Origin of the sequence: Streptomyces sp. NPDC020299 (genome assembly GCF_044387825.1) — a bacterium.
Lineage (GTDB): Bacteria > Actinomycetota > Actinomycetes > Streptomycetales > Streptomycetaceae > Streptomyces.
In genome coordinates, this window is sequence record NZ_JBIRWL010000005.1 from 238,816 (window position 1) to 264,186 (window position 25,371).

At 72.0% G+C, this 25,371-nt stretch carries 19 protein-coding genes; 13 read left to right on the top strand and 6 right to left on the bottom strand.

Features of this window, described 5'->3' with window-relative positions; genetic code table 11:
• The first annotated feature begins 28 nt into the window (after window positions 1–28).
• Window positions 29–1,018, top strand: coding sequence for an Acg family FMN-binding oxidoreductase (locus ACH45E_RS15450; RefSeq protein WP_361438725.1), 990 nt, complete (start codon window positions 29–31; stop codon window positions 1,016–1,018).
• 85 nt (window positions 1,019–1,103) lie between these two features.
• On the opposite strand, the gene ACH45E_RS15455 is transcribed toward ACH45E_RS15450, so the two are convergent.
• The 5 genes from ACH45E_RS15455 to ACH45E_RS15475 are packed head-to-tail and all read right to left on the bottom strand — an operon-like array spanning window position 1,104 to window position 8,556.
• The gene (locus tag ACH45E_RS15455; RefSeq protein ID WP_361438723.1) at window positions 1,104–1,739 is read right to left on the bottom strand and encodes a vitamin K epoxide reductase family protein; all 636 of its coding nucleotides are present in this window, start codon (window positions 1,737–1,739) and stop codon (window positions 1,104–1,106) included.
• The gene (narI, locus tag ACH45E_RS15460; RefSeq protein ID WP_361438721.1) at window positions 1,736–2,518 is read right to left on the bottom strand and encodes a respiratory nitrate reductase subunit gamma; all 783 of its coding nucleotides are present in this window, start codon (window positions 2,516–2,518) and stop codon (window positions 1,736–1,738) included. Before narI (ACH45E_RS15460) ends, ACH45E_RS15455 begins: the two co-directional genes overlap by 4 nt.
• Window positions 2,515–3,306, bottom strand: coding sequence for a nitrate reductase molybdenum cofactor assembly chaperone (gene narJ / locus ACH45E_RS15465; RefSeq protein WP_361438719.1), 792 nt, complete (start codon window positions 3,304–3,306; stop codon window positions 2,515–2,517). The genes narI (ACH45E_RS15460) and narJ (ACH45E_RS15465) overlap by 4 nt, the downstream gene beginning before the upstream one ends.
• Window positions 3,303–4,853, bottom strand: coding sequence for a nitrate reductase subunit beta (gene narH, locus ACH45E_RS15470; protein ID WP_361438717.1), 1,551 nt, complete (start codon window positions 4,851–4,853; stop codon window positions 3,303–3,305). The genes narJ (ACH45E_RS15465) and narH (ACH45E_RS15470) overlap by 4 nt, the downstream gene beginning before the upstream one ends.
• Before the next feature lies 1 nt (window position 4,854).
• Window positions 4,855–8,556, bottom strand: coding sequence for a nitrate reductase subunit alpha (locus ACH45E_RS15475; RefSeq protein ID WP_361438715.1), 3,702 nt, complete (start codon window positions 8,554–8,556; stop codon window positions 4,855–4,857).
• 406 nt (window positions 8,557–8,962) lie between these two features.
• Here ACH45E_RS15475 and ACH45E_RS15480 point away from each other — a divergent pair, with 406 nt between their 5' ends.
• From ACH45E_RS15480 to ACH45E_RS15505, 6 genes are all read left to right on the top strand, one after another.
• Entirely contained in the window at window positions 8,963–9,784 is an 822-nt protein-coding gene (locus ACH45E_RS15480) for a DUF2249 domain-containing protein (RefSeq protein WP_361438713.1), read from the top strand.
• Window positions 9,785–9,851: 67 nt separating this feature from the next.
• Window positions 9,852–10,355 carry a hypothetical protein gene (locus ACH45E_RS15485; protein WP_361438711.1) on the top strand — a complete coding sequence of 168 codons (504 nt, stop codon included), beginning with the start codon at window positions 9,852–9,854 and terminating at the stop codon, window positions 10,353–10,355.
• Window positions 10,356–10,447: 92 nt separating this feature from the next.
• Complete coding sequence (locus ACH45E_RS15490; protein WP_361438709.1) at window positions 10,448–11,725, top strand: TIGR04053 family radical SAM/SPASM domain-containing protein; 1,278 nt, start codon at window positions 10,448–10,450, stop codon at window positions 11,723–11,725.
• Window positions 11,706–14,363: a multicopper oxidase domain-containing protein gene (locus tag ACH45E_RS15495; protein WP_361438707.1), complete on the top strand. Its 2,658-nt coding sequence runs from the start codon at window positions 11,706–11,708 to the stop codon at window positions 14,361–14,363. Before ACH45E_RS15490 ends, ACH45E_RS15495 begins: the two co-directional genes overlap by 20 nt.
• The gene (locus ACH45E_RS15500; RefSeq protein WP_361438705.1) at window positions 14,363–14,809 is read left to right on the top strand and encodes a hypothetical protein; all 447 of its coding nucleotides are present in this window, start codon (window positions 14,363–14,365) and stop codon (window positions 14,807–14,809) included. Before ACH45E_RS15495 ends, ACH45E_RS15500 begins: the two co-directional genes overlap by 1 nt.
• 12 nt (window positions 14,810–14,821) lie before the next feature.
• Window positions 14,822–15,790: an Acg family FMN-binding oxidoreductase gene (locus ACH45E_RS15505; protein ID WP_361438703.1), complete on the top strand. Its 969-nt coding sequence runs from the start codon at window positions 14,822–14,824 to the stop codon at window positions 15,788–15,790.
• Between the two features lie 30 nt (window positions 15,791–15,820).
• On the opposite strand, the gene ACH45E_RS15510 is transcribed toward ACH45E_RS15505, so the two are convergent.
• Window positions 15,821–16,243 (bottom strand): pyridoxamine 5'-phosphate oxidase family protein, encoded by a 423-nt coding sequence (locus ACH45E_RS15510; protein ID WP_361438701.1) that lies wholly within the window; start codon window positions 16,241–16,243, stop codon window positions 15,821–15,823.
• A gap of 239 nt (window positions 16,244–16,482) precedes the next feature.
• On the opposite strand from ACH45E_RS15510, the gene ACH45E_RS15515 reads away from it, so the two are divergent.
• The 6 genes from ACH45E_RS15515 to narI (ACH45E_RS15540) all read left to right on the top strand — a co-directional run bounded on the left by ACH45E_RS15515 (window position 16,483) and on the right by narI (ACH45E_RS15540) (window position 25,353).
• A complete protein-coding gene (locus ACH45E_RS15515) occupies window positions 16,483–17,775 on the top strand; it encodes a nitrate/nitrite transporter (protein WP_399040779.1) in 1,293 nt (430 codons plus the stop codon).
• Between the two features lie 54 nt (window positions 17,776–17,829).
• Complete coding sequence (locus ACH45E_RS15520; protein ID WP_361438699.1) at window positions 17,830–18,348, top strand: hemerythrin domain-containing protein; 519 nt, start codon at window positions 17,830–17,832, stop codon at window positions 18,346–18,348.
• Window positions 18,349–18,510: 162 nt separating this feature from the next.
• Window positions 18,511–22,191 (top strand): nitrate reductase subunit alpha, encoded by a 3,681-nt coding sequence (locus ACH45E_RS15525; RefSeq protein WP_361439143.1) that lies wholly within the window; start codon window positions 18,511–18,513, stop codon window positions 22,189–22,191.
• Entirely contained in the window at window positions 22,191–23,918 is a 1,728-nt protein-coding gene (narH, locus tag ACH45E_RS15530) for a nitrate reductase subunit beta (protein ID WP_361438697.1), read from the top strand. The genes ACH45E_RS15525 and narH (ACH45E_RS15530) overlap by 1 nt, the downstream gene beginning before the upstream one ends.
• On the top strand, window positions 23,915–24,589 hold the full coding sequence (narJ, locus tag ACH45E_RS15535) for a nitrate reductase molybdenum cofactor assembly chaperone (protein WP_361438695.1): 675 nt from the start codon (window positions 23,915–23,917) through the stop codon (window positions 24,587–24,589). The genes narH (ACH45E_RS15530) and narJ (ACH45E_RS15535) overlap by 4 nt, the downstream gene beginning before the upstream one ends.
• Window positions 24,586–25,353 carry a respiratory nitrate reductase subunit gamma gene (gene narI / locus ACH45E_RS15540; RefSeq protein ID WP_361438693.1) on the top strand — a complete coding sequence of 256 codons (768 nt, stop codon included), beginning with the start codon at window positions 24,586–24,588 and terminating at the stop codon, window positions 25,351–25,353. The genes narJ (ACH45E_RS15535) and narI (ACH45E_RS15540) overlap by 4 nt, the downstream gene beginning before the upstream one ends.
• The last annotated feature ends 18 nt before the right edge of the window (window positions 25,354–25,371 follow it).

Here is a 25,371-nt window from a genome sequence, read left to right on the forward strand (position 1 = left end):
TCGCACCGTGAGCTGTGAGGAGGATGCCATGGCATCGCGACTCGATGAGAAGACGGTGGCCAGGCTGGTGGCCGACGCCACGGCGGCCCCGTCCATGCACAACGCGCAGCCGTGGCGCTTCCGCTTCCTGACCGGCGAGCGTCTCGTGCTGCTGCGTGCCGACCCGGAGCGGGCCATGCCCCACTCGGATCCCGACAACCGGGCGCTGCACATCGGGTGCGGCGCGGCGCTGCTGAACCTGCGCGTGGCCGCCGCGCACGCGGACCTCGTCGCCGAGACACGGCTGTTGCCCGAGCCGCAGGACGCGCTTCTCCTCGCCGCCGTGCACCTGGCCGACCCGGCCGGACGCCCGCGGGACGACGACCTGGCGCGGCTGCACCCGGTGATCCGGCAGCGGCACACCAGCCGCCACCCCTTCGCCGACAAGGACGTACCCGAGGACGTCCGGGCCACGTTGCGGGACGCTGCCGCGCGGGAGGGAGCCGAGCTGCTGTTCCCCGGCGGCTGGCACACCGAGACCGTGCTCGACCTGGTGCGCGACGCGGAGAGCCGCGACACCATGGACCCCGGCACCGACGAGGACCTGGTGCGCTGGACCCGGCTCGGGCCGGAAGCGGACACCGCCGTCGACGGCGTCCCCGAGTACGCCTTCGGGCCCCGCAAACGGGACGGCAGGGCTCCCGTCCGGGACTTCGCCGGGCGTCGGCCGGTGGCCGACCGCGGCGCCACCGCCTTCGAGCACACCCCGCACCTCGCCCTGCTGAGCACCCCCGGCGACGGCCCCGCCGACTGGCTGCGGGCCGGCCAGGCTCTCGAGCGTGTCCTGCTGGAGGCCACCCTGGCCGACCTGGCCACCTCCCTGACCTCCCACGCCCTGGAGGACCGCGAGCTACGCCTGCTGGCCCGCGACCCGGGCTCGGGCACCGGCCAGGTGCAGATGGTGCTACGGCTCGGCTACGGACCGAGGGGCCCGGCCACGCCCCGCCGCCCGGTGGCAGACGTTCTCGATGTCGTGTGACCGAGGCCGACGGGCCATGGCCGACGGATCCTGCTCACCTTGACCGCCCTTCGGTTCCCGTCGGTCACCTCCACCACCCGGTCGGTCACAGCAGGCTGCTCCAGTACGGCCAGAAGCGGGTGAGCACGAGCAGGGCGATCACCCCGTACCAGGCTCCGAGCAGTATCCAGTGCGTGTCCCGCACGACCGCCAGGACACCCCGCGGCACCGGGACGATGCCCTGTTCCAGGCAGTGCAGGGTGACGTACCAGAAGAGGGCGATCGTGACGGTCCAGACGACGGCGCAGTAGGGGCAGATCTTGTTGAGCTCGTAGAGCGACTGCCCGATCAGCCAGTGGACGAACACGATCCCCGCCAGCGCCCCGGCGCCCAGCGCCAGCCACAGCCTACGGTGCAGGCGCGCCCCGGAGAGCACGGCGATGCCCAGGGCGCCCACGGCGGCGAAGGCGGCCAGGCCGAGCAGCATGTTGGGGAAGCCGAACAGGCGGCCCTGCGGGCTGGACATGACGCTGCCGCAGCTCACGATGGGACTGATGTTGCAGGGCGGCTGATAGGCGGGATCGCGCAGGAGCCGCCAGTCGTCCACGGTGAGCTGGAAGGAGGCGAGCCAGCCGATGATCCCGGCGAGGAGCATCACCCATCCCGTGCGGCGGCTCGCGCCCACCGCACGCGGACGCCGCGTGGTCGCGGCGTCCGGTGCGAGCGCGGGTCCGTGGCTCATGCGGCTCGCCGGGAGCCCGAGGCCGGCCGGGTCCGGTGCGCGGCCGTCGGTGCCGCGGCCGGGGTGGCTCGCCGCCGGTAGACCAGGTACGGGCGGGCCAGGTAGCCGATCGGTACGCTCCACACGTGTACCAGCCGGGTGAACGGCCAGGCGGCGAAGAGCAGGCAGGCGGTCAGGGCGTGCAGCCGGAACAGCAGCGGGGCTCCGGCGATCGCCTCCGGCTGGGGCTGGAGGACGAACAGGCCGCGGAACCAGACGGAGACGGTCTCGCGGTAGTCGTAGCCGGGACCGAAGACGTTGTGGGCGGCGGTGGCGGTGATGCCCAGCAGCACGGTGGCGGACAGCAGCGGGAAGAGGATCTTGTCGCTGCGGTCGGTGCCGAGCCGGATCCGGCGGGACAGCAGGCGGCGGGCGCACAGCATGCCGAGCCCGGTGACCATGGCGACGCCGGCCACCGAGCCCGCCCCGACGGCAGTGGTGTGGTAGGCGTGCTCGCTGATGCCGGCCGCCTCGGTCCAGGAGGCGGGCACCGCGAGCCCCACGACATGCCCGGCGATCACCATGAAGGCACCCAGGTGGAACAGGGGGCTGCCCCAGCGCAGCCAGCGGTGTTCGAGGAGCTGGGTCGTGCGGGAGGTCCAGCCGAACTGGTCCTGGCGGTAGCGCCAGACGTGTCCGACGGCGAACACGGCGAGGCAGATGTAGGGGACGGCGACCCACAGCAGCAGATCGGCGCCGCCCGCCGAGGCGGCGGCCAGGGGGGTGAGCGGGGCGTTCATCGGGGGCCTTCCGTACGGCTGGTCGGGGCGGGCGGTACACGGGTCGGCGCGGCGGGCACCGGCGGCACGAAGGTGCCCGGAGGCGCGAACTCGCCGTCGCCGTACGTCCCGTAGGGATCGAGGCCGACCTCCTCGTTCGGCGGGCCCTCGGCGACCAGTTGCGCCACCGCCGCGCGGTCGGCCTCGGTGGGCGGCGGCAGCAGGGTGAGCAGCGCGGCCAGGACGTGCCGGTACGGCGAGTCGGAGTCGGTCAGCGCCCGTTGGATCAACTCCAGACCCCGTCGGTGCTGGCGCAGCGGTGCCTCGCCGCCACCGGGACCCGCCAGGGCGGCGAACTCCAGCACGACCGGCAGGTGGTCGGGCAGTTCACCCCCGTCCGTGTCCCAGCCGGCGGCCCGGTAGCGCTGGTTCAACGTGAGCAGGGCCATGCCGCGGCGCCGGGTGTCGCCGTGCAGGTAGTAGGTGAGGTAGAGACTGCTCTTGCGGCGCAGGTCGAACATCTCGACGTAGTGCCGCTCCAGTGCCTCCGGCTCCTGGCCGGCGAACCAGGAGGTGAAGGCGGCCAGGTGCTCGGCGGCGGGCGAGGCCGGCAGCGTGTCGACGGTGGCCGTCAACGCCGTTCGGGCTGTGGTGAGTTCGGTGTCCGGGTACTGGAGCATCAGCGAGCACAGCCGCAGCAGCAGGGTGCGTGCCGCCGCCTCCTCGGGCGTGAGGCGTTCCGGGCGGCGCACGGCCGCGCGGACGCGGGTGCGGACGAGGGCGGGGATGGTCGCGGGCAGCGGGCTCACGGACGGCCTCCGGCAGTGGTGTTGCGGCGCAGGGTGGGGATGCCGAGCATGACCTTGCGGGGTTCGGCGTCGCCGGACGTCTCGACCGGGCAGCGGTTCTCCATCGCGGTCAGCGCGGCGGCGTCCTCCTTGTGCGCGGCGGGGACGACGTACCGGTCGGCGTACTTGGCGACGGCGAGGAGCCGGTGCAGGTCCTCCGCCTCGCGTGCGGTGAGCCCGACGGCCTCGAGCGCCGCCTCGTCGCCGGCTTCGCCCAGGGTGCGTTCGCGCATGTACGAGCGCAGCGCGGTGAGTTTCATCAGCACCCCGGCCACCACGTCGGTGTCGCCGGCGGTGAACAGCTCGGCCAGATACTCCAGGGGGATGCGCAGCCGGGTGACGGCGGCGAAGACGTGGTCGGGGTCGTCCTGGTTCCCGCCCGCCGCCTCCACGGCGTCGAGGACGGGGGAGAGCGGGGGCACGTACCAGACCATGGGCATCGTCCGGTACTCCGGGTGCAGCGGCAGCGCCACCTTGTACCGCATGACCAGGTCGTACACCGGGGAGCGGCGGGCCGCCTCCAGCCAGTCCTCGGCGATCCCCGACTCCCGCGCCGCGGCGATCACTTCGGGGTCGTGCGGGTCGAGGAAGACTCCGCGCTGGGCGTCGAGGAGGTCCCTCTCGTCCGGCGTGGCGGCGGCCTCGCCGACGCGGTCGGCGTCGTACAGCAGCAGCCCGAGGTAGCGCAGCCTGCCGACGCAGGTCTCGGAGCACACGGTGGGCTGTCCGGCCTCGATGCGCGGGAAGCAGAAGGTGCACTTCTCGGCCTTGCCGGTGGCGTGGTTGACGTACACCTTCTTGTACGGGCAGGCCGTCACGCACATCCGCCAGCCGCGGCAGCGGTCCTGGTCGACCAGGACGATGCCGTCCTCGACCCGCTTGTACATCGCGCCGGACGGACAGGCCGACACACAGGCCGGGTTGAGGCAGTGCTCGCACAGCCGGGGCAGGTGGAAGAGGAAGGTCTGCTCGAACTCGAACTTCACCTTCTCGGCCCACTCGCCGGTCAGGTTGGGGTCGCCGCCCGCGTTCTCGGGCGCACCTCCCAGCCCGTCCTCCCAGTTGGCGCCCCAGGTGATGGCGGTGGGCCTGCCGGTGAGGACGGAGCGGGGGCGGGCGACCGGCATGTCCTTACCGGCCGGCGCGTTGACCAGGTTGTCGTAGTCGTAGGTGACCGGCTCGTAGTAGTCCTCGATACTCGGCAGGTCGGGGTTGGAGAACAGTGACAGCAGGCGCTTGACGCGGCCCCCGGAGCGCAGGACGAGACGCCCGCGCTTGTCGAGCATCCAGCCGCCCTTCCACTTCTCCTGGTCCTCGTACCGGCGCGGGTAGCCGACGCCGGGCTTGGTCTCGACGTTGTTGAACCAGGCGTACTCGACGCCGGTGCGGTTGGTCCACGTCTGCTTGCAGGTGACCGAGCAGGTGTGGCACCCGATGCACTTGTCGAGGTTCATCACCATCGCCACTTGGGCCATGACGCGTCCGATGGTGGCTTCGCCACGGGGCATCTCAGTACTCCACGTTCTGCGAGCGACGGCGGATGACGGTGACCTCGTCGCGCTGGTTTCCGGTCGGGCCGTAGTAGTTGAAGGCGTACGTGAACTGCGCGTAGCCGCCCGCGAGATGGGTCGGCTTGAGCAGCAGCCTGGTCAGGGAGTTGTGGATGCCGCCGCGCTTGCCGCTGACCTCGGTCTTCGGGACGTTCACGTTGCGGTCCTGGGCGTGGTACATGTACACCGTGCCCTCGGGCATGCGGTGGGTGACCACGGCGCGGGCGGCGACGACACCGTTGCGGTTGTACGCCTCGATCCACTCGTTGTCCTTCACGCCGATCTTCTCGGCGTCCTGCACCGACATCCAGATCGTGGGTCCGCCGCGGGACAGGTCGAGCATGTACTTGTTGTCCTGGTAGTTCGAGTGGATGGACCACTTCGAGTGCGGGGTCAGATAGCGGACGGTGACCTCGGCCCGGCCGTCCTCGCGCAACTGCTCGTCGCCGTAGTGCCGAGGCGTGTTCAACGGAGGCCGGTACACCGGGAGTTGTTCACCGAGTTCGGTCATCCAGTCATGCTGGACGAAGAAGTGCTGGCGGCCGGTGAGGGTGTGCCAGGGCTTCTTGTGCTCGGTGTTGATGACGAACGGCGAGTAGCGGCGGCCGCCGGTCTCCGAGCCCGACCACTCGTAGGAGGTCATCACGGCCCGCGGCTGGGTGCGGGTGTCGGCGAAGGTGATCCGCTCGGCCTCGCGTTCGGAGGCGAGTTCCACCAGGCCCTCGCTGCCGGTCTGCCGCTCCAGTTCGCGGAAGCCCTCGGTGGCCAGCCGGCCGTTGGTGGTGCCGGACAGGGCGAGGATCGCCTCGCACATGTCGGACGCGGTCGCCAACGAGGGCCGGCCGGCGGCCACACCGTCCCTGACCGTCCCGCAGCGGCGCCGCAGTTCGTCCAGCTCCTGGTTCGGATGGACGGTGACGCCCTTCGTGGTGGTGCCCAGGGTGTCGAGCAGCGGACCGACGGCGCGCATCTTCTGCGCGACCGCGGCGTAGTCCCGTTCGACGACGACCAGCTTCGGCATGGTCCGCCCGGGAACCGGCTCGCACTCGCCGGTCTTCCAGTCCCGCACCACCCCGCCCGGCTGGGCCAGTTCGTCCGGGGTGTCGTGCAGCAGCGGCACGGCGAGGACGTCGGTACGGGTACCGAGGTGCTCGGCGGCCAGTTCGCTGAACCGGTCGGCGATGGTCAGGAAGGTGTCGTAGTCGGTGCGGGCCTGCCAGGGCGGGGCGATGGCCGGCGTGAAGGCGTGCACGAAGGGGTGCATGTCCGTGCTGGACAGGTCGTCCTTCTCGTACCAGGTGGCGGCCGGGAGCACGACGTCGGCGAGCAGGCCGGTGGACGTCATCCGGAAGTCCATGCAGACCAGCAGGTCGAGCTTGCCCTCGGGGGCCTCCTCGCGCCACACCACCTCCTCGGGGCGCTCCCCGGGCGGAGTCTCGGCGGAGCGGACCGCCGCGTCCGTGCCCAGCAGGTGGCGCAGGAAGTACTCGTTGCCCTTGCCGGACGAGCCGAGCAGGTTGGCCCGCCACACCGTCAGTACCCGGGGGAAGTTGGCCGGGTCGTCCGGGTCCTCGGCGGCGAAGCGCAGCCGCCCGGACTTCAGCTCGTCGACGATGTGCTCGGCGACACCGCGCCCCTGCGCCGCCGCCTCGTCGGTCAGGTCCAGCGGGTTGCGGTTGAAGCCGGGGTGGCCCGGAGTCCAGCCCAGCCGTACCGCCTGCGCCAGACAGTCGGCGAACGCCTTGCCCTGGAAACGGCCCTCGCCCAGCGGGGAGGCCAGTTCGTCGGGGCCGAACGCTTCGTAGCGCCACTGGTCGGAGTTCAGGTACCAGTACGACGTGCCCGCCATGTGCCGGGTCGGCCGCTGCCAGTCGAAGGCGAACGCCAGGTGCTGCAGGCCCGTCACCGGGCGGACCTTCTCCTGGCCGACGTAGTGGGCCCAGCCGCCGCCGTTGACGCCCTGACAGCCGGTCATCGTGATCAGGGCCAGGAAGGCGCGGTAGATGGTGTCGGAGTGGAACCAGTGGTTGGTGCCGGCACCCAGCGCGATCATGGAACGGCCCTGGGTGCGCTCGGCGTTGCGCGCGAACTCCCGGGCGATACGGGCCGCCTGCTCGGCGGGGACGGAGGTGATCGTCTCCTGCCAGGCCGGGGTGTAGGGCTGTGCCGCGTCCTCGTACGACGACGGCCAGCTGCCCGGCAGACCGGGCCGGGCCACCCCGTACTGCGCCAGCATCAAGTCGAAGACCGTGGTGACCAGGCGCCCGCCGATCCGCCGCACGGGCACCCCGCGCACCATGACCGAGCCGCCCTCCGTGCTGCCCTCGTCGAAGCGGGGCAGCGCCACGGCCACGGCGTCCTCCGCGCTCGCCAGCAGGCTCAGCTCGGGCACGGTGTCGCCCAGGTCGAGGTTCCAGCGGCCCTGCCCGGTCTCCCCCCAGCGGAAGCCGAGCGAGCCGTTCGGGACGACCGGCTCACCGGTGGCCGCGTCGAGGAGCACGGTCTTGGACTCGGCGTTCTCCGTGTCGTGGCCGAGGTCGGCGGCGGTCAGGAACCCGTCCGGCACGAGGCCGCCCGCGCCGTGCTCACGCAGGGCCACCAGGAACGGGGCGTCGGTGAACTTCCGCATGTAGTCCTGGAAGTACGGCACTTCGCGGTCCACGAGGAACTCGCGCAGGATCACATGGCCCATGGCCATGGCCAGCGCCCCGTCGGTGCCGGGGTGCGGGGAGAGCCATTCGTCGGCGTGCTTGACGTTGTCGGCGTAGTCGGGGCTGACGGCGACGACCTTGGTGCCGTTGTAGCGGGTCTCGGTCAGGAAGTGCGCGTCGGGCGTGCGGGTCACGGGGATGTTGGAGCCCCACATGATCAGATAGCCGGCGTTCCACCAGTCGGCCGCCTCCGGTACGTCCGTCTGGTCGCCGAACACCTGCGGTGAGGCGACCGGCAGGTCGGCGTACCAGTCGTAGAACGACAGCAGCGTGCCGCCGATCAGCGACATGAACCGGGCGCCCGCCGCGAACGACGCCATCGACATCGCCGGGATGGGGGAGAAGCCCGCGACGCGGTCGGGGCCGTACTCCTTGACCGTGTGCACCTGCGCGGCGGCCACCAGCTCGCTGACCTCGTCCCAGTCGGCGCGCACCAGGCCGCCCTTGCCGCGGGCCCGTTTGTACGCCCGCGCCTTCGCCGGATCCGAGGTGATCTCCGCCCAGGCCGCCACCGGATCGCCCAGCCGGCGCCGGGCTTCCCGCCACAGCTTCAGCAGGGCGCCCCGCACGTACGGGTAGCGGACCCGGCTCGGCGAGTACGTGTACCAGGAGAACGACGCCCCGCGGGGGCAGCCGCGCGGCTCGTACTCGGGGCAGTCGGTGCCGATGGACGGGTAGTCGGTGGCCTGGTGCTCCCAGGTGATGATCCCGTCCTTGACGTACACCATCCACGAGCACGAACCGGTGCAGTTGACCCCGTGGGTGGAGCGCACCACCTTGTCGTGCGCCCACCGGTCCCGGTAGAAGCCCTCCCACTGCGGATCGCCCGTGCCGAACACGGCGCGTCCGTCGGCCGACACCTCGCGGCGGGTGAGCAGCCTGCGGGCGGCCAGCGGCCAGTCTTCACCCGGGCGCGGCGCCTTGGGCCGTGCGCTCTGATCGTTCTCCATGGCCGGAACGCTAGGCGGCGCGGACCCTGGTGCACGTGGGGCCTGCGGTCCTCCCCGGATGACCTTCCGGCCCAATCCGGCCGGCCGCAATAGGGACCATCGGCCCCTGGGGTCGGGTCCGGTCGGCCAAGGAGCCGGCCGTGTCCGGCGTTGCATGCTGGGCGTCGATCGGACCGTGGTCGCGCATCCCGCCGGAGCGACCGCATCCCTCGCCCGCCGGGCGGCCAACTCCCCCGTCCCTGGCCGCGGCAGGCGTGGCGCGTACGGCGCGTGGCCCGGTTTCGATCGTGCGTCCGGCCGCCCACCGCGGCCGGACGCGGCATCCTCCGCGGCACGGCCCGCCCGGGATGCCGGCCCCGCCCGAATCGGCCGGCCGAGCCGGCCGCGACCTGCTGGAGACACCGCCATGAGCGAGCTCACCCTCGCCTCGGACCCCGAGGACGCCACGGCCCTGCAAGCTGCCGAGGCACACCACGCCCGCCTGGCCGGGGAACTGGCCGGCCGGGTGAAGATGCTGATCAACGCCGTGGACCGGGACCCGAGCGCGGCCGAGAGGAATCGCGCCGGGCTGGTGGCCTTCTGCGACCGCTCGCTGCTGCCGCACGCCGCGGCCGAGGAGGCCGTGCTCTACCCGGCCGCCCACGGCATGCCCGAGGCCCGCCTGCTCATCGAGGGTCTCATCGGCGAACACCGTTGCCTCACCGCGCTCGTCGAGGCTCTGCGCGCCGCGCCCGGCCCGGCGGGTGCGGCGGCGGACGCCCGGGCCACGCAGGTGCTCTTCCAGGAACACGTGGCCAAGGAGAACGGCCTCGTGCTCCCGCTGCTCGCGATGGCGCCGGAGGTCTCCCTGGCCGCGCTGCTGGCGGACATGCACCACCGGCTCGCGGGCGACGCGGAATACGCGGACGACGCGGACGACGCGGGCAACGCGGGCAACGCGGACGACGCGGGCAACGCCGGCGGCTGTGGCGGGGTCTGCGGCTGCGGCGGCGCGGAGGAGACGGACGAACCCGAACTGGATGTGCGGGAGGTTCCGCACGCCCTGCGCCATGCCACGGTCTTCGGCGCCCTGGACGCCGTTCCGGCGGGTACCGCGATGGTGCTGGTCGCCCCGCACGACCCGCTGCCGCTGCTCGCGCAGATCGAACAGCGCAGCCCGGGAGTCTTCTCGGTCGAGTACCTGGAACGCGGCCCGGAAGCCTGGCGACTCCGGCTCAGCCACCACTGACCCGCGCGCCCCCCAGCACGAGAAAACAGCACGAGAAGACAGCACGAGAAAAGAAGGACGACACGTCATGCACGGATCGCACCGTCGCGCCGGCACCCTGCTCGGGACGGTCGGCATAGCTCTGGGCCTCGCCGGACCGGTCATGGTGCTGCGCGGCCGCAGCGGCAGGAAGGAGATACGTACCGAACTGGCCGCCCAGAAGATCACTTTCCCCGACCGCGGGCTGCCCGCCCACCTCGCCGCCTACGCCGGCCGGCACGTGGAGACCGGCCCCGAAGCACACGCCTACGCCGAGTTCATCAAGGGCAATCTCGCCCACGCCACCGGCGGCCGCACCTATGCCGAGATCACCGCCGAGCTGCACGCCGCCGGCGGCGACGACGAGAAGCTGGCCAAGCTGCGCCACACCGCGTTCATGGGCCAGTCCCTGCGCGCCTCGCTGATGTCCGCCTACCAGGCATGGCACCTCACGACCCTGGTCACGGGCCTGGGCGCCGCACTGACCGGCCTCGGCGTCGCGCTGGTGGCCACCGCGGACGCCCTGGCCCCCCGCTCCCCGAACCGCCCCTGAACCCCTCGCCGACGGCGACCGACCCGGAGGTACACCGTGCACGACCACGTCGACCACCCTCGACGCCCCAGGACTCCGGGGAGGGCTGCGCGATGAGCGCCGCCGCGCATGCCATCCGACGCCAGCGGCACGACGCGGGGGAGCGGCCGTTCATCGTCATCTGGGAGTCCACCAGGGCCTGTCCGCTGGCCTGCCTGCACTGCCGCGCCGAGGCCGTGCCCGATCGCGACCCGCGCGAGCTGGACACCGCCGCTGCGAAGGACCTGCTGCACCAGGTGGCCGCCTTCGGGCAGCCCGCCCCGCTGTTCGTGATCACCGGCGGCGACCCGTTCCAGCGCCCCGACCTGACCGAGCTCATCGCATACGGTCAGGAGGCCGGGGTCCGGGTCGCGGTCTCCCCGTCCGGCACCCCCACGCTCACCGCTCAGCGGCTGCGGAACCTGCACGCGGCGGGCGCGGTCGGGCTCTCGCTGAGCCTGGACGGGTCCACCGCCGAGATCCACGACACCTTCCGCGGCGTGCCCGGGGTGTTCCGCTGGACCCTGGACGCCTGGGACGCCGCCCGGGCCCTCGGCATGAAGGTGCAGATCAACACCACGGTCGCCCGGCACAACCTGCACGACCTGCCCGACATCGTCCGCCTCGTCGCCGAACACGGGGCGATGCTGTGGAGCGCCTTCTTCCTCGTGCCCACGGGCCGTGGCCGCAGCCTCGGCGTACTGACCGCGAGCGAGGTGGAGGACGTCCTCAACTTCGTCTACGACGTGGGCCTGACCGTACCGGCCAAGACCACCGAGGCCCACCACTTCCGCCGTGTCGCCCTGCAACGCCAAGTCCTCGCCGCCACGGGCGACGACCATGTGGCGGTGCTCGGACTCGGCCCGCTGTACCGGGAGTTGCGCGAGCGAGCCGCCGAGCTGGGCCTGGCGGCCGGAGCACGCCGGGTGCGGCGCCCGCCCCTGGACGTCAACGCGGGCCGCGGCTTCGTCTTCGTCTCGCACACCGGCACCGTCCACCCGAGCGGCTTCCTGCCACTGGGCGCGGGAAGCGTGCGCGAGACGCCGCTGACGGAGATCTACCGCACCTCGGAGCTGTTCACCGGGCTCAGGGACCCCGACCGGCTGGGCGGCAGGTGCGGGGCGTGCGAGTTCCGCCAGGTCTGCGGCGGCTCGCGGTCCAGGGCGTACGGCGTCACCGGCGACCCCTACGCCGAGGAACCGTGGTGCGGTTACGTCCCTGGGTCCTTTCCCCGCCGACGGGAACTGGCCGCGCTGCTGGGCAGCGGCACTGACGCGAGGCCGCCCGTTCGTCCCAGTACGACCGCCGCCCCGGAGGGCGGCAAGGAGCACCGTGTACCGCGAGAACGATGACCCGGCCGGTGGCAGTGGCCGCCCGCCCAGCAGGTTCAAGGCGTCCGGTCTGCGCAGCCGGCACCTGGCCGCCCACGGCCTGGTCGCGGCCTGGGCCGTAATGGCGCTGCTGGCCGCGAGTGCCCAGCAGACGCTGCCTGTCGCCCGCTGGCTGGCCATCCACCTGTTCCTGCTCGGCGCCGCCACCACCGCCATCGTGGTCTGGAGCGAGCACTTCGCCGTCGCCATGCTCCACGCCCCGCAGCCCGACCGGCGGTGGAGCAACACCCGTCTGGCCGGCGTCAATCTCGGCGTCGTCGGCGTCGTCACCGGCGTGTGGACCGACGCGCCCGTCCTGACCGGTGCCGGGTGCGCGCTGCTGGTCACCGCCGTCACCGCGCACCTGGTGGTGCTGGTCCGCATGGGCCGGGGCGCGCTGGGCGGACGGCTCGCCCCGATCGCCGATTACTACCGGGCCGGTGCGGCGGCCCTGATCGCCGGTGCGGTGCTGGGCTGGTTGCTGGCCACCGGCAAGGCCGGCCCGCACCACTACACCGGTCTGAAGCTGGCCCACGTGCACGTCACCCTCCTCGGCTGGATCGGACTGCCCGTACTGGGCACGCTGTTCATGCTCTGGCCCACCGTCCTGGGCGTGCGCATGGCCGAGCGCACCACCCGGCTGGCGCGCCGGGTGCTGTGGCTGACCGGGGGCGGGCTCGCCGTCGCGGTCGCCGGCCTGGCGGCGGACTGGCGCCCCGCCGCCGCGCTCGGCGTCGCCGGCTACGCGGCCGGAGTCACCCTCGCGGTCCAGTTGTTCGCCCGTACGGTGCACCGGCGGCCCGCGGTCTCGGCGGCCGCCGCGTGGATGCTGGCCGCCGCCGCGGGATGGCTGTGCGCCGGCGTGGTCGTGGACCTGGTGCTCCTCGCCGTACGGCCGCTCACCCAGGTACGCGACGACATCGCCGCCCTGGTCCCCGTGCTGCTCGTCGGGCTGGTCGCGCAGGTCCTGGTCGGGGCCCTCACCTATCTGCTGCCCATCGTGCTCGCCAGTGGTCCCAAGGAGCGGGCCGCGCTGCGGGCGGTACTCGAAGGGGGCTGGGCGCCGCGGATCGTCGTACTCAATCTCGGCGTGGCCCTGCTCGCCCTCCCGCTGCCCGCTCCCGCCGGGACGGCCGGCATGCTGCTGGCCGGGGCGGCCGGGGCCGTGTTCCTCGCCCTGGTGCTGCGCGTACTGGTCCGCAGCGGACGAGGTCTCCTCAGCGGAGGAGGTCTCCTCAGCGGAGGAGGTCTCCTCCAGGGCGCGGACCGGGCCGGTGGCCCGGCACGGCATCCCGCGCTGTGGGGGACCGCCGCGGGGGCCGTACTGACCGTGCTGGCCGTGCTCGTGGCGAACAGCGGCGGGGACACGACCGGGGGAGTGAGCGCTGCCGGGACGGCCGGGGCGGGCAGCGGTACCACCCGCACGGTCGCCGTCACGCTGGCCGACATGCGCATCCGCCCGGCCCGGATCGAGGTCGCCGCGGGCACCGACCTGAAGCTGAAGGTCACCAACACCAACGCCCAGCGCCACGACCTCAAGGTCGAGGACGGCCCCGCCACCCCGATGCTCGCCAAGGGCAGCACCCGCGTACTCGACCTCGGACCGGTCAGCGAGGACCGCCAGGCGTGGTGCACGCTGCCGGGCCACCGGGCGGCCGGGATGACGATGGACATCGTCGTGAAGAACAGCACGGCGACCAGCGACAGCGGACACGACGGACACACCTCGGCCGCCGCCGACAGCGGCGGCCTGGATCTCTCAGCCGACTTCTCCGCCGGCTGGCGGGCACGCGAAGCCGCCCTGGCCCCCGTGCCCGGCGGGACGGTGCACAAAGTCGAACTGCACGCCGCCCGCACCACCGTGGAGGTGGCTCCGGGCGTGAAGCAGCGGATGTGGACCTTCGGCGGCACCGCACCGGGCCCCACCCTGCACGGCAAGGTGGGCGACGTCTTCGAGGTCACGCTCGTCAACGACGATCCGTCCATGGGCCACGGCATCGACTTCCACGCCGGGTCCCTCGCCCCGGACGGGCCCATGCGCACGATCCAGCCCGGCCGGAGCCTGGTCTACCGCTTCCGCGCCGAGAGGGCCGGGGCCTGGCTGTACCACTGCAGCAGCGCCCCGATGCTCCAGCACATGGGCAACGGCATGTACGGAGCCGTGATCATCGACCCGCCGGGCCTGGCGAAGGCCGACCACGAGTATGTGCTGGTCTCCTCGGAGCTGTACCTCGGCACGCCCGGCAGCACGGCCCAGGTGACGAAGATGCGCCAGGACACCCCGGACGCCTGGGTCTTCAACGGCGTCGCCAACCAGTACGAGCACCAGCCCCTGAAGGCGAAGGCCGGCGAGCGGGCCCGTTTCTGGGTGGTCGCCGCCGGGCCGAGCGACGGCATCGCCTTCCACGTCGTCGGCACCGTCTTCGACACCGTGTACAAGGAGGGCGCCTACCTGCTGAGGCCGGGCCAGGCGGGCGGTTCGCAGGTGCTGGACCTGGCCACGGCGCAGGGCGGCTTCGTCGAGACGACGTTCCCCGAGGCCGGCCACTACGCGTTCGTCGACCACGACATGCGCCACGCGGAAGCCGGAGCGCACGGCATGGTGGAGGTGAGCGGCTGATGGACACCGTCGGCTGGTGGTCCCTGGTGAGGTTCCTGCACGTGGCCGGGGCCGCCTTGTGGGTCGGCGGGCAACTGGCTCTGACCCTGGTGGTCCTGCCGCTGGCCCGCCACCTGCTCGCCCCCGAGGCCAAGGACCGTTTCACCGCCGCGGCGGGCCGCCGGTTCGGCATGGTGACCGGAGCGGTGTTCCTGCCCGTGCAGCTGGCCACCGGCTGCGCCATGGCCTGGCACAAGGGAGTCACCTGGTCCTCCCTCGCCGAACCCGGTTACGGCCGCACGCTGGCGGCCAAGCTCGTCCTGTTCCTGCTGGTGATGCTCGCCGCGGCCGGACACGGAATCGCCCACGCCAAGGGACGCGCCGACCTGGCCCGGGCCCTGGCGGTCGTGTCCCTCGCCGGCTCACTCGGCGTCGTCCTGCTCGCCACCGCCCTGCCCGCCACCTGAAGGGGAGGCATCATGCGCACCCAAGCCCTGCTGGACGCAGCCACCGTGGAGTCGCTGCTGGCGGCCGCCGTGGCGGCCCCGTCGATCCACAACACCCAACCCTGGCGCTTCCGCCTGGACTCGGGCAGCCAGGTGCTGGAGGTGCACTCGGCGCCGGAGCGGACACTGCCGCTGACCGACCCGATGCACCGTGCCCAGTACCTGTCCGTCGGCGCGGCGGTTTTCAACCTCCGGCTCGCGGCCCTGCACCTGGGCAGGCGACCGGAGGTGAGGCTGCTGCCGGACCCGCACGAGCCCGGCCTGCTGGCCGCCGTACGACTGATGGACCCGCTCGGCGCGGACGACCAGCCGTTGGACCCTGGCCTGTACGAGGCCATCGCAGAGCGGCACACGAGCCGGATGCCGTTCACCGGCCGGCCCGTGCCCGAGCCGATCGCGGCGGAGATGGCGGCGGCCGCGCACGCCGCCGGCGCACGCCTTCACCTACCGGATATCGCCGGAACACGGCGGCTGCTGCGCCTGACTGCCATGGCCGAGGCACGCAACCGTGCCCACCCGGCCCGCATCGCGGAAACCGGTGCCTGGATCACCGCCCCGGGAGCCGATGCCCCGTACGGCATACCCGTCACCGCCCTCGGCCCGCCGGACGCGGGCAGGCGGATACCGATGCGGGATTTCACCGGCGCACTGCCTGCCTTCCGTCGGCCCGCCCTGTGGTTCGAACGCCATGTTCAGCCGGCCCTGTTGTGGACGCCGCACGACCGGAGGGCGGACTGGCTACGGGCCGGCCAGGCCCTGCAGTACGTGCTCCTCACGGCGACGGCACGCGGGCTGCGCACCTCACTCCTGCACCAGGCCATGGAATGGCCGGACCTGCGGGCCGCGACCGCCCTCCCGCGACACAAGCGGTGCCATCCGCACATGCTGATCCGATTCGGCTACGGCCGGGACTGCGCCGCCACACCGCGGGCACTCGGGTAGTCCACGGCCGGGTAGTCCACGGCCGGTCCGCTACCGCGCGACGCGCGTTCCCATAAGCTCGCGTCCGGTGACCATCTCGGACTCGATGCGTACGAACACCGTGTCCCGCAGGGGCATCCAGGAAGTGGGGCCGGTCTGCGAGAGCCGCTCGTGCTCGGCGGGATCGGTCACCACGGTGGCCCGCCCGGTGACGACCACGCTCCAGCCGGACCGGGTGCCCGCATCGAACTCGTCCGCCTCGAAGGCGACGACGACGCCGTCGATGGCGCGGACCAGATCCGAGTCCGGTGAGGTGCGCAGCAGGACGGAGGCGTCCGTGTCCAGGGCGAAGTTGATGGGGAGGACCGCGGGCAGTGCCTGCCGGGTGTAGACCACGCGGCCGACCGGCACCTTGGCGAGCAGGCGCAGACACTCCTGCCGGTCGAGTCCGCGAAAGGCATCGTTCGGGAACATCCGTCCATAGTCGCCGGGCGCGTCGTGTGGGGGTAGGGCCGACCGGCCCTACCCCCACACGGCCGCCAGGACGGCCGGCCCCGGACCCAGGGACCCTCTGGCCACCGCCAGGGACTCATGGCCCATGCCCGCGGTGAGGCGACAGGCGGACAGTGGTGACGGGAAGCCGGTCCGCGGGCAAGAGGCCTGTGGGGCTCGTGCGATCCCGGTGGCGCAGTACCACCGAGAGGACGAAAGGGATGGACAACATGGTCCAGCCGTTGAAATCGCAGAACGCCGGCTCACCGTCGGGTGCACCGGTGTCCGGCCGGGCGTGGCTGATGCTGGCCCTGGCCACGGTCGGTTTCGCCGTGAACTTCTGGGCGTGGGCACTGCTCAGCCCGCTCGGCCCCCGGTTCAAGGACAGCCTCGGCCTGAGCTCCTTCCAGCAGTCGCTGCTGGTGGCGGTACCGGTCGTGGTCGGATCGCTGGGCCGGATCCCGGTGGGTGCGCTGACCGACCGGTTCGGCGGGCGGGTGATGTTCCCGATCGTTTCGGCGGCTGCCATCGTCCCGGTCCTCTACCTCGGCCTGGCCGGGCACTCGTCCCTCGCGGCCCTGCTGGTGGGCGGGTTCTTCCTCGGTATCGGCGGCACCGCGTTCGCCGTGGGCGTGCCCTTCGTCAACGCCTGGTTCCCGCCCGAGCGGCGCGGGCTGGCCATCGGTGTCTTCGGCGCCGGCATGGGCGGCACCGCCATCAGCGCCCTGACCACGGTGAAGCTGGTCGACGCGCACAGCATGCAGACCCCCTTCCTGATCACCGCGGCCGTCCTCGCCGTGTACGCCGTCGCCGCCGCGCTGCTGCTGCGCGACGCACCCGGCCGCACCGTGCCGACCGAGCCGCTGGCCCGCCGGCTGGCCGCCACCGCCCGGCTGGGCATCACCTGGCAGGCAGCCGCGCTGTACGCGGTCGCGTTCGGCGGCTACGTCGCCTTCTCCGTCTACCTGCCCACCTACCTCAAGACCGGCTACGGCCTCACCCAGGCCGACGCCGCGAACCGCATGGCCGGGTTCGTGCTCCTCGCGGTGGCGATGCGCCCGATCGGCGGCTGGCTGTCCGACCGGGTGGGCCCGGTCCGGGTGCTGGCCGGCTCGCTGGCCGTGGTCGTCGCCGGGGCACTCGTGCAGTCGTTCACCCCGCCCCTGGCACCGGTGGGCACCATCGCCTTCCTGGCCATGGCCGCCGCGCTCGGCGCGGGCAGCGGAGCGACCTTCGCCCTGGTGGCGCTGCTGACCCCGGCCAGCCAGGTCGGCTCGGTCACCGGCGTGGTCGGCGCCGCGGGCGGACTGGGTGGCTTCCTGCCGCCGCTGGTGATGGGCTCGCTGTACGGCGAGTACGGAACGTACGCGGCCGGTCTCGCCCTGCTCGCGGTCGTGGCCGCCGCCGCGCTGGTCTACACCCTCACCGGTGTCCGCGCGGCAGTCGAAGGCGGCGGGCGCAAGCAGCGCACCGGCCGCCGGAGCGGGCACCGCACGGCACGCACCACCGCGTAGGCGAGTGGATGAGAACGACGGAGCGAGGAAGAGCGAGTAGGAAGGAGAAGTCCGGTGTGTGAGTACTGCGGGTGCCAGTCACTGGAGACGATCGACGAACTGACCCGGGAGCACGACGAGGTGGTTCGCCTCATCAGCCACCTCCGCACCGCCCACCAGGAAGGCGGCGCGACCCGGATGGCGGAGCTCGCCCGGGAGATCTCACGGGTGCTCGAACCGCACACCCAGGTCGAGGAGCACGGCCTGTTCCCCGCCCTGGCCGGGGACTTCCCCGAGCAGATCGCCGCCCTGGAGGCCGAGCACCGCCGGATCGAGGCGGTGCTGGCCGAGGCCGGGTCCGACGGCGCGACGCCCTCGGACCCGGCCTGGCCGGACCGTCTGATGGAGGCGATGGCCATGCTGCGCGACCATATCCTCAAGGAGCAGGACGGCGTCTTCCCGGCCGCGCTCGCCCATCTCGGCACCGACGAATGGGAGGTGGTCGAGGCCACCCGTGCCAGGGCGGGCAGCGGCCTGTCGCGGCCGGCCGTGGGCGTCGCACCCGGTGGGCATGGCGGTGCGGAGCCTGGGTAATCGGCCCCTGCGCGCGGGCGGTGTGGCTGTTGACCTTGTGGGGGGACGCGGTCGTAGAGTCGGGTGCGGCCGGAAACCGATCACAGTTCGAACGGGCCGTGGTGCCCGGGGCGGAGTGGCACGGTGAGCACCGAGATCAGCCGGGAACAGTCGCACGCGGGCATGGACGGTGAGCTGGCGGAGGCGCTGGTGCGCTCCCGCCGGTTCTTCACCCGGGCGGAGGTCTCCGACGACCTGCGCACCCTGCACCGCAGAGGCGGCCGGCAGGCGGACGACTTCTACCGGGACCGCTGGTCGCACGACAAGGTGGTGCGCTCCACCCATGGCGTGAACTGCACCGGCTCGTGCTCGTGGAAGGTGTACGTCAAGGACGGCATCATCACCTGGGAGGCCCAGCAGACCGACTATCCCTCCGTCGGCCCGGACCGCCCCGAGTACGAGCCCCGCGGCTGCCCGCGCGGCGCGGCCTTCTCCTGGTACACCTACTCGCCCACCCGGGTCCGCTACCCCTACGTCCGCGGTGTGCTGCTGCAGATGTACCGCGAGGCCAAGGTCCGCCTCGGCGACCCGGTGGCGGCCTGGGCGGACATCGTCTCCGACCCGGAGCGCGCCCGCCGCTACAAGTCCGTGCGCGGCAAGGGCGGCCTGGTGCGGGCGAGCTGGGACGAGGCCGTGGAGATGGTCGCCGCGGCACACGTGCACACGATCAAGGAGTACGGTCCGGACCGGCTGGCGGGCTTCTCACCGATCCCGGCGATGTCGATGGTCTCGCACGCCGCCGGCGCCCGCTTCTACTCGCTGCTCGGCGGCGTGATGCTGTCCTTCTACGACTGGTACGCGGACCTGCCGGTCGCCTCGCCCCAGGTGTTCGGCGACCAGACGGACGTACCGGAGTCCGGGGACTGGTGGGACGCCGGCTATCTGATCATGTGGGGCTCCAACCTGCCGGTGACCCGCACCCCCGACGCGCACTGGATGGCCGAGGCCCGCTACCGGGGCCAGAAGGTCGTCGCCGTCTCCCCGGACTACGCGGACAACGTCAAGTTCGCCGACGAGTGGCTGCCCGCACAGCCCGGCACCGACGGGGCGCTCGCCATGGCGATGGGCCACGTCATCCTCAAGGAGTTCTTCGTCGACCGGCGGACGCCGTACTTCGAGGACTACGTCAAGCGCTACACCGACCTGCCCTTCCTGGTCGTTCTGGAGGAGCGGGAGCCGGGCACGTACACACCGGGGAAGTTCCTGACCGCGGCCGACCTCGGCGGCGCACCGGCCGCGACGGAACACGCGGAGTTCCGGACCGTACTGCTGGACGCGGCCACCGGGCAGCCGGTCGTGCCGAACGGAACCCTCGGCGACCGCTTCGGCGAGTCCGGCGCCGGGAAATGGAATCTCGATCTCGGCGACACCGACCCGCTGCTCTCGGCGACGGGCGGCGGCGAGGAACCCGTGCCGGTGGAACTGCCGCGCTTCGACGCCCCCGACGGGAGCGCGGGCCGGCTGCGGCGCGGGGTGCCGGTGCGGCGGGTCGCCGGGCGGCTGGTGACCACGGTCTACGACCTGTTGCTGGCCCAGTACGCAGTGGCCCGGGACGGCCTGCCCGGCGAGTGGCCGTCCTCCTACGAGGACGCCGACCAGCCTTACACCCCGGCCTGGCAGGCGGCGATCACCGGCGTGGACGCGGACAGGGCGGCACGCATCGCGAGGGAGTTCGCGGCCAACGCGGAGGAGTCCGGCGGCCGCTCGATGATCGTCATGGGAGCGGGAACGAACCACTGGTTCCACTCCGACACCATCTACCGCGCGTTTCTGACCCTGACCACGCTGACCGGGTGCCAGGGGGTCAACGGGGGCGGCTGGGCGCACTACGTCGGCCAGGAGAAGGTGCGGCCGCTCACCGGATACTCGGCGATCGCGACCGCGGCCGACTGGAACCGTCCGGCTCGCCAGATGATCCAGACGGCGTACTGGTATCTGCACAGCGACCAGTACCGCTACGACCCGTTCTCCGCCGACACCCTGGGCGCCACCGGACCCGGCAGCGGGCCGTTCGCCGGGAAGTCCACCGCGGACGTCATCGCGCAGTCGGCGCGGATGGGCTGGATGCCGTCCTATCCGACGTTCGACCGCAACCCCCTCGACCTGGCCGACGAGGCCCGGGCAGCAGGGCGTGCCGTGGGCGAACACGTGGTGGACGAGCTCAGGGAGGGCCGGCTGGGATTCGCGGGCGAGGACCCGGACGCGCCCGAGAACTTCCCCCGCGTGCTCACCGTATGGCGGGCCAACCTCCTGGGGTCCTCGGCCAAGGGCAACGAGTACTTCCTCAAGCACCTGCTCGGCACCGACTCCTCCGTGCGCGCCACCGAGGCCCCGCCCGAGGCCCGCCCCCGGGACGTGACCTGGCGCGACGAAGCCCCCACCGGCAAACTCGACCTGCTGCTGACGCTGGACTTCCGCATGACCAGCACCACGGTCTTCTCCGACATCGTGCTGCCGGCGGCCACCTGGTACGAGAAGCACGACCTGTCCAGTACGGACATGCATCCCTTCGTGCACTCCTTCAACCCGGCGATCTCCCCGCCCTGGCAGACCCGCACCGACTGGGACACCTTCCACACCCTCGCGAAGGAGTTCAGCCGCCAGGCCGCCGGACACCTCGGCGTCCGCGAGGACGTGGTGGCGGCCCCGCTGCTGCACGACACCCCGGACGCCCTGGCCAACCCGCACGGCCGGGTCCGCGACTGGAAGGCCGGCGAGTGCGAACCCGTGCCCGGCCGCACCATGCCCAAACTGATCACCGTCGAACGCGACTACGGCGCCGTCGCCGACAAGATGGCCGCGCTCGGTCCCCTGCTGGACACCCTCGGCGCCACCACCAAGGGCGTCACCTTCAAGCTGGACCGCGAACTCGACTACCTGCGGCACAAGAACGGCACCGTACGCGGGGGAGCGGCCGACGGACGCCCCTCGATCGCCCGGGACGTGCACGCCTGCGAAGCGATCCTCGCGATGTCCGGCACCACCAACGGTCATCTCGCCACCCAGGGATTCCACTCCGTCGAAGCCCGCACCGGCCGGCCGCTCGCCGATCTGGCCGCCGAGCACGAGGGAAAGCAGATCACCTTCGCCGACACCCAGGCCGCCCCGGTCCCGGTCATCACCTCCCCCGAGTGGTCCGGGTCGGAGACCGGAGGGCGCCGCTACTCGCCCTTCACCGTCAACGTCGAACGCCTCAAGCCCTGGCACACGCTCACCGGACGCCAGCACTTCTTCCTCGACCACGACTGGATCGAGGCCCTGGGCGAGCAACTGCCGCTCTACCGGCCCCCGTTGAACATGCACGCGCTCTTCGACGAACCACGGATCGGAGAGACCGGCGAACTGGGCGTGACCGTGCGCTACCTCACCCCGCACAACAAGTGGTCCATCCACTCCGAGTACCAGGACAACCTGTTCATGCTCTCCCTGTCCCGGGGCGGGCCGACGATCTGGATGAGCACCCAGGACGCGGCGAAAGTCGGGGTTCAGGACAACGACTGGATCGAGGCGGTCAACCGCAACGGTGTGGTCGCGGCCCGCGCGATCGTCTCGCACCGCATGCCCGAGGGCACCGTCTACATGCACCACGCCCAGGACCGGCTCATCGACGTACCCCGCACCGAGACCACCGGCCGGCGCGGCGGCATCCACAACTCCCTGACCCGGCTGCTGATCAAACCCAGCCACCTCATCGGGGGGTACGCGCAGCTGTCGTACGCCTTCAACTACCTCGGCCCGACCGGTAACCAGCGCGACGAGGTCACGGTCATCCGTCGCCGCAAGAACCAGGAGGTGGAGTACTGATGCCCCGCGGCGAAGCCACCATCGGACGCGTCATGGCCCAGATGGCGATGGTGATGAACCTCGACAAGTGCATCGGCTGCCACACCTGCTCGGTCACCTGCAAACAGGCGTGGACCAACCGCACCGGCGTCGAGTACGTGTGGTTCAACAACGTCGAGACCCGGCCCGGCCAGGGCTACCCGCGCCGTTACGAGGACCAGGACACCTGGCGCGGCGGCTGGGAGCTGAACAAACGCGGCCGGCTCGCGCTGAAGGCGGGCGGCAGGTTCAAGAAGCTGATCCAGATCTTCTCCAACCCGGTGCTGCCGTCCCTCGACGACTACTACGAACCCTGGACCTACGACTACGCGACACTCACCAACGCCCCGCTCCAGGAGCACACCCCGGTCGCCCGCCCCAAGTCCCTGATCTCCGGCAAGGACATGAAGATCTCCTGGTCGGCGAACTGGGACGACGACCTCGGCGGCTCGGCCGCGACCAGCCAGAAGGACGTCCTCCTCAACGAGGTCTCCGAGAAGATCAAGTTCGAGTTCGAGCAGACGTTCATGTTCTACCTGCCGCGCATCTGCGAGCACTGCCTGAACCCGTCCTGCGCGGCCTCCTGTCCGTCCGGCGCGATCTACAAGCGGGAAGAGGACGGCATCGTCCTGGTCGACCAGGACCGCTGCCGCGGCTGGCGGATGTGCGTGACCGGATGCCCGTACAAGAAGGTCTACTTCAACCACCGCACCGGCAAGGCCGAGAAGTGCACCTTCTGCTTCCCCCGCGTCGAGGTCGGCCTGCCCACCGTCTGCTCCGAGACCTGCGTCGGCCGCCTGCGCTACATCGGCCTGGTCCTGTACGACGCCGACAAGGTCCTCGAAGCCGCCGCCACGCCTGACGAGAAGGACCTGTACGAAGCCCAGCGGGAGGTCCTCCTCGACCCGAACGACCCCGACGTCGTGCGCGCGGCGGAGAAGGCGGGCATCCCCCGGGACTGGATCGAGGCCGCCCAGCGCTCCCCGATCCACGCCCTCATCAACACGTACAAGGTGGCGCTGCCGCTGCACCCGGAGTACCGGACGATGCCCATGGTCTGGTACATCCCCCCGCTGTCCCCGGTCGTCGACGCCGTACGCGACACCGGCTCCGACGCCGAGGACCACCGCAACCTCTTCGCCGCCGTCGACGCCCTGCGCATCCCCATCGACTACCTCGCCCAGCTGTTCACCGCCGGCGACCCCGCCCCCGTGGACGCGGTGCTGCGCCGCCTGGCCGCCATGCGCGCCTACATGCGCGACATCAACCTCGGCCGCGAACCCGACGCCGCGATCCCCCAGGAGGTCGGCATGGGGGAGGAGCAGCTGTACGACATGTACCGGCTGCTCGCGCTGGCGAAGTACGACGAGCGGTACGTCATCCCGCCCGCGCATGCCGAACAGGCCCACAAGCTGGAGGAACTGGCCACCGAGTGCAGCCTGGACTACGAGGGCGGCCCGGGCATGGGCGGCTCCGGGCCGTTCGGCGAGGCGTCCGGCGGCGCCGCGCCGATCGCGGTGGAGAACTTCCACGCCCTGCGCGACCGGCAGAGCTCCGACACCCTCGCCGCCCCCACCGACAAGGCCACCCGCGTCAACCTCCTCAACTGGGACGGCAAGAGCTCCCCGCCCGGTCTCTTCCCACCCAGCACGACCGGCGATGACGGATCATCCGCGGACAGCGGAGGGGAGGTCGAGCCGAAGCCGTGAAAGCGCTGAAGAGGAAGACCACACGCACCGCACCCGCCGAGCCGTGGCCGGCCCACGCCTGGCAGGCCCAGTCCCTGCTGCTCGCCTACCCCGACGAGCAGTTCGAGCAGCGCCTGACCCTGGCCGGCCGGGTCGCCGCCACCCTGCCGCGACCGGTCGCCGATCCCCTGCTCCGTTTCACCGCCCACGCCGAGCGGACCGCCCCCGCGGACCTGGCCACCGCCTACGTGGCCACGTTCGACCACCGCAAACGCTGCTGCCTCTACCTGACCTACTACGCGCACGGCGACACCAGGAAACGCGGCATGGCCCTGCTGCGGCTGAAGCAGACCTACGCCGCGGCCGGGTGGCGCCTGGGCGACGACGAACTCCCCGACCATCTCGCCGTCGTACTCGAATTCGCCGCCACCGACCCGTCCGCCGGAGCGCGCCTGCTCGACGAGCACCGGGCCGGCCTGGAACTGCTGCGCCTGGCCCTGACCGACGACGACTCGCCCTGGGCGCACGTGCTGGACTCCGTCTCCGCCACCCTCCCCTCCCTCGAGGGCGACGAACGCGACGCCGTGCTGCGGCTGGCCGCCCAGGGCCCGCCCGAGGAACAGGTCGGCCTCGACCCGTACGCCGCCTCCCCGGTGTTCCTGCCCGACCCCGTCGTAGGAGGTCCCCGATGACCGCAGCCGTGCAGCCCCTCACCACGGCGGCCGAGGCCGGCACCGGCGGCGTCCTGCTGTGGGTCGTCCTGCCCTACGTCGCTCTCGCGGTCTTCGTCCTCGGCCATGTCTGGCGCTACCGCTACGACAAGTTCGGCTGGACCACCCGATCCTCCCAGCTCTACGAACGCCGCCTGCTGCGGATCGGCAGCCCGCTGTTCCACTTCGGCATCCTCGTCGTGCTCCTTGGCCACATCGGCGGCCTGGTGATCCCGAAGAGCTGGACCGAGGCGGTCGGGGTCAGCGAGCACATGTACCACCTGGGCGCGGTCGTCCTCGGCACGATCGCGGGCATCGCCACACTCGGCGGGCTGGCCATCCTCATCTACCGCCGCCGCACCGTCGGCCCGGTCTTCTCCGCCACCACCCGCAACGACAAGGCGATGTACATCTCCCTCACCCTGACCATCGTCCTCGGCCTGTCCGCCACCGTGGTCGCGAACGTCATCGGCGGGGGATACGACTACCGCGAAACCATCTCCCCGTGGTTCCGCTCCATCTTCTACTTCCAGCCCGACCCGGACCGGATGAAGGGAGCGCCGATCCTCTTCCAGCTGCACGCCATCAGCGCGATGCTGCTCTTCGCCGCCTGGCCCTTCACCCGCCTGGTCCACATGCTCACCGCGCCCATCGGCTATCTGACCCGCCCGTACATCGTCTACCGCAGCCGCGACACCCAGCTGGGCGCCCGCGCACCACGCCGCGGCTGGGAACGCATCGGTTGATCACCGGGGCCGGCCGGC